Origin of the sequence: Desulfopila sp. IMCC35006, from assembly GCF_005116645.1 — a bacterium.
Lineage (GTDB): Bacteria > Desulfobacterota > Desulfobulbia > Desulfobulbales > Desulfocapsaceae > Desulforhopalus_A.
In genome coordinates, this window is the sequence record NZ_SWCM01000077.1 from 1 (window position 1) to 255 (window position 255).

Genomic DNA, 255 nt, shown 5'->3' on the forward strand with positions numbered 1-255 from the left:
TCAAAAAGCTGGCCAGTCTGAAAAACATGGCTGGCGCTATTGCTCATCGATTTAACAATGCTATGGTTGCTGTACAGGGTAACCTGCAGCTCTTGACTCTGTATTTGCCTGACTCTTCAAAAGAGCATGTGATGGCCTCGCGCGCTTTTCTGGCTGCAAAAGGAGCGTCGCAGATAGGATCCAGTATGCTCAGTTATGTTGGCCAGCAACCTCTGACTCCCCGCGAAGTGTCTCTGGTGGAAGTGGTAAGAGAAG

At 49.8% G+C, this 255-nt stretch carries 1 protein-coding gene; it reads left to right on the forward strand.

Annotation, left to right across the window (positions count from 1 at the left end; genetic code table 11):
• A partial coding sequence (locus FCL47_RS24965) for a hypothetical protein (RefSeq protein ID WP_304992194.1) occupies nucleotides 1–255 on the forward strand: 255 nt, incomplete at both ends.